Origin of the sequence: Collinsella sp. LCP21S3_A9 (genome assembly GCF_052118785.1) — a bacterium.
Taxonomy (GTDB): Bacteria; Actinomycetota; Coriobacteriia; order Coriobacteriales; family Coriobacteriaceae; genus Collinsella.
Genome location: NZ_JBQKGN010000038.1, coordinates 1 through 4,138 on the forward strand (window position 1 = coordinate 1; position 4,138 = coordinate 4,138).

The window sequence follows — 4,138 nt, forward strand, 5'->3', positions numbered from 1 at the left end:
CCGATACAATACGGAGAGGCGCAGCGATGCGCTCGGCGGCCGCACGCCGGCCGAGTTCCGCGCCGCGCTGGGAAGGGCCACGTAACGGTCCAAGAAATCGTCCGCAGTCCCAAACTGCGACCCGGAATCTGTGCCCGAAACGGGACGTGGTTTCCCCGAGGACCGAAACAGCCGCCCGCCCCTCGTCAAAATCATCCGCTTTCCTCCGTTGTATGCGGATCATCCAAGGAGTGTCCCAGAGTGCCAGCAATAGGAACGTCCCCAGCTGCCGGCAGCATTTCACCACAACTGCAAAAACCCGCGCAGGCAACCGTAGTCACCTGCGCGGGTTTAGTGGGCGCTCACAAAGGTACGTTACAGAGGCCCACGTCAGTTATGGATTACCGAACGGCACCGGCACGCGATGCCTCAGTCGGCTTACCAAGCGATGAAGCTTACCGAAGTCCTAGACAATCGGCGCAATGCCGGCAAAGTGCAGATACAGCGAAATGATTGCTACGATAATGACCACCGCTGCGATCAGCTTGTCGTGCAGATGCGGAAGCACCGGCTTACCGCGACCTCGCTCGCCCAACATATAGACGGGAATGGCCGGAGCAAAAAGAATCGTCGTGATCATAACGCCCTGAAGACCCGTCGACCACACCAGGAACAATGTGTAGATGAAGCCGAGCGTACCGAAGAAGCGGGCTTTGCCGACGCTGGGCGCATGCGGCCCGTCCAGATGCTCGTTCTTCCAGCCAATCACCATGTAATAGGCAGCCGAGCAGACATACGGAACCAGAATCGTGTTGACTGCGCAGCTATAGAAGAACTGGTAGGTGCTCGCCGCCACATACGACACGATCAAGAAGAGCTGCGTGATGCCGGAGCTCACAAGAACCGTTACCACCGGGGCGTCGTGCTTGTTCGTCTTGGCAAACGCCAGAGGGAAGGATCCCTGGCGCGCCGCCTCGAACGGCGTCTCGGACGCAATGATGACATAGCCCAGCAGCGCGCCGACCAGCGAAAGGATAACGCCAAGGTTTACGATGGCAGCGCCAACCGGACCGATTGCGCACTCGAGAATTCCCGCCATGGAGGGCGTTGCGAGCTGCGCCATCTCCTCGCGCGGCATAATGCCGAGTGACAGCATCGAGATGATCAGATACAGCGTAAATACAGCCGCAAATCCGAGCGCCGTCGAGCGGCCGACGTCACGCACGTACTTTGCACGGCCCGAGATAACGACAGCGCCCTCGATGCCCGTGAAGACCCAGACAAGGGCGATCATGGTCGAGACAACCTGCTCGCCAAAGCCAGGACCAGCCGGCTCTCCCCAGAAGTTGTCCATAAAGATATCGACGTTGAACTTACCCAGGAGCACGATGCTCAGCACAAAGAGCCCCAGCGGCACCAGCTTCGCCAACGTGACGATAGTGTTAATGCCCGCAGCCTCCTTAACGCCACGAAGCACAAGGACGGTAAGGAACCACAAAAACGCGCTGGCGCAGACGATGGAAAGCAGGTTGTTGCCCGCGCCAAACGCAGGGAAGAAATAGCCCAGCGCGCTAAACAGCAAGAGCGCAAAGCTCACGTTGGAAAGACATGCGCTGATCCAGTAGCCCCAGGCGGAGTTGAATCCAATGTAATCGCCAAAACCAGCCGCAGCGTATGCATAGATGCCGCCGGTCAGGTCGGGACGAGCCTGAGACAAACCGTTGAACACCATCATCAGCGCAAAGACGCCGATAAAGCAAATTCCCCACGAGACGATAACCGCACCGGTATTTGCCCCGCCTGCTGCCATATCGCCGGCAAGCGAAAAGATACCGCCACAAATACTGGCGGTAATGACCATCATGGTCAGACGAAAGAGATCGAGGCCATTAGGGTCGATAATCTCGTCGTTTTGAACTTTAGAGGCCATTGTATGTGCACCCCCTTCATCATGTGATCGAACGAAAGATGACCCGGACGTCCCGAATCGGGTGCCGGGCCATCGGTCAAGCGATCATCAGACTGTTACAGCTATCGCGTTAGAAGCGCAGCGACAGGCAAGAAAGGCCGCCGTCGACCTTGCGATACTCGGAGGTATCGACGACGAGCGTCTTGTAGCCCAGATCCTGCACGGCCTTGAGCACGGTCGGATAGCCCTCGGCGACGATGACCGTACCGTTGACCCAGATGCAGTTGGCGCCGTAAGCCTCGTCCTCGGGCACGACGATCTTGTTGTACTGGGCAAAGTCGGGTTTATCGATAAACTCACCGGAAACGAGCATGTTGTTGTCCTCGATGTAGTTGACGCCCGTCTTGAGGTGTAGGACCTCCTCCAGCGGAACCTCGGAACCCTCGAGACCCCAGCCCTCGAGAATCTCACAGAACTGGCGGATGCCCTCTTCGTTGGTGCGAGCGGAGCGACCGACGTAGAAATGGTCGCCGACCATCATGACGTCGCCGCCGTCGAGCGTACCCGGAGAAACGATGTGCTTGACATGCTCGTCGTCAAAGAAGCGACGGACGGCTGGTTCGATCTCGTCCTTCTCGCCGTTGCGGCTGTCGGCACCGGGGTTGGTAATGATGGCGCCGCAGCGAGTGATGACGGCCGGATCCTCGACAAAGCAGCTGTCGGGATACTGCTCGAGCGCCGGCAGCACCGACACGTCAACGCCGCACTGCTCGAGCGCATGCTCGTAATCGTAGTGCTCCTCGATGGCACGCTCGTAGATGGGCTGGCCAAGCTCGGGGGCACTCGTGATGCCATTGCTCAGGGACTTGCCGGGACGACGGATGATGACGTGGCTGAACTTGGTCATGATGATCCTCCTTGGATCTCTTAGCAGAGAGCGGGACTTCTTTGCGCCCGCCTTCCTTTCGATGGCTTTATCTTAAGGCGGTTTTCCTATTTTGTATATTGTATACAATCCTGAACGGTAGGTATTCATCGGTAAGCGTATTCTCACCTATCGGCGCAAAGTAGCGCGATTTAACTGGTCGTTCTATAATTCAACTGAGCTATTCAAGCGAAACGTATTTAATTTTGAAAATATACAGTTGAGGAACACAAGCTCATGGAAACGCTCAGAAGACCCTTGAAGGATCATGTATACGACTATATTTCGAGCCGCATAGATGCCGGCGAGCTTTCGGCTGGCGACCGCGTGAGCGAGCAAGCGATCTGCGATGCCATGGGCGTGTCGCGCACGCCGGTTCGCGAGGCGCTCATTCAGCTGGCAAGCGATGGCTACCTGGACAATCTCCCCCGTCGCGGATTCCGTGTCCGTGGGTTCGATCAACAAAACGCCGTTGAAGTCTTTGAGATTATGGGGCCGCTCGATGGGCAGGCGGCATACCTCGCCTGTCCCCTCCTGACCAAAGAGGACATCATGCAGCTGAAGTTTTTGGTTGGGTCCATGGACCTTGCGATCCAAGGCGGTCTTATCCGAAAGTACGACGACATTCAGCGAGACTTTCATCTGACGTACTTCAACCGCTGCGGCAACGATCGTCTACGCGATATGATTGCGCAGCTCGAGCGCTGCTTTATCAAACGCGATTACGAGACTGTCGATCAAGAGACGGCGTGCAAGCTGCTCGATAAAGCCAATGCCGAACATGCCCATATTCTTGAACTGTTCGAAGCGCGGGACGCGGCGGGCGTGCGCGATTACGTACGCGATGTCCATTGGAACACGGAGAACGCCCAGTTCACCGTTTGGTAGGAAAGCAGCGGGCGGTAGCGGACCAATTCTTGGCACCGCCGCTCAAAATGATTCATTTCCCTCCGTCACCAAGGGATCATTGGTGCAATGGGAGCAGGTTACTTTGCGCCAATAAGTAGGATGCGGAGCAACCAAACGGCGGGACTCCGGGCCGCAGCTTCTCAAACGACACCCTTCCGGAAACCGTGTCCCACTATCCGGGCGAATTCTGGGATGCAGCTTCCCAATGGGGCCCCTTGGGGAAATCGCATCCCGGAATTCACGCCCGAAACGGGATGCGTTTTCCGGTTGAGGCATCTTGCGGAAAATGCATCCCAGAATCGTCGCGGGACTGCGGACAAAAAGTTGGACCGTTGAGGTCCGGAACGGAGTCCGCATGGCATACAGTAGGAGAATGGTGGAGAGGGCCAGGGCGCTTCGCGGCGCCGGGCTCACCG

Annotated in this window: 3 protein-coding genes; 1 reads left to right on the forward strand and 2 read right to left on the reverse strand. The window is 57.3% G+C overall.

Features of this window, described 5'->3' with window-relative positions; genetic code table 11:
• Positions 1-445 precede the first annotated feature (445 nt).
• Together ACTQ05_RS09330 and ACTQ05_RS09335 are read right to left on the reverse strand one after the other, a co-directional pair.
• Positions 446-1,909, reverse strand: coding sequence for a basic amino acid/polyamine antiporter (locus ACTQ05_RS09330; RefSeq protein WP_441048863.1), 1,464 nt, complete (start codon positions 1,907-1,909; stop codon positions 446-448).
• A gap of 109 nt (positions 1,910-2,018) precedes the next feature.
• Positions 2,019-2,795, reverse strand: coding sequence for a dimethylarginine dimethylaminohydrolase family protein (locus ACTQ05_RS09335; RefSeq protein ID WP_117583089.1), 777 nt, complete (start codon positions 2,793-2,795; stop codon positions 2,019-2,021).
• 276 nt (positions 2,796-3,071) lie between these two features.
• Here ACTQ05_RS09335 and ACTQ05_RS09340 point away from each other — a divergent pair, with 276 nt between their 5' ends.
• Entirely contained in the window at positions 3,072-3,701 is a 630-nt protein-coding gene (locus tag ACTQ05_RS09340) for a GntR family transcriptional regulator (protein ID WP_441048862.1), read from the forward strand.
• The last annotated feature ends 437 nt before the right edge of the window (positions 3,702-4,138 follow it).

Bases quoted from the DNA above. Each gene is read 5' to 3' on its own strand.
- ACTQ05_RS09330 (WP_441048863.1), bottom strand. From the start codon at position 1,909: ATGGCCTCTAAAGTTCAAAACGACGAGATTATCGACCCTAATGGCCTC.
- ACTQ05_RS09335 (WP_117583089.1), bottom strand. From the start codon at position 2,795: ATGACCAAGTTCAGCCACGTCATCATCCGTCGTCCCGGCAAGTCCCTG.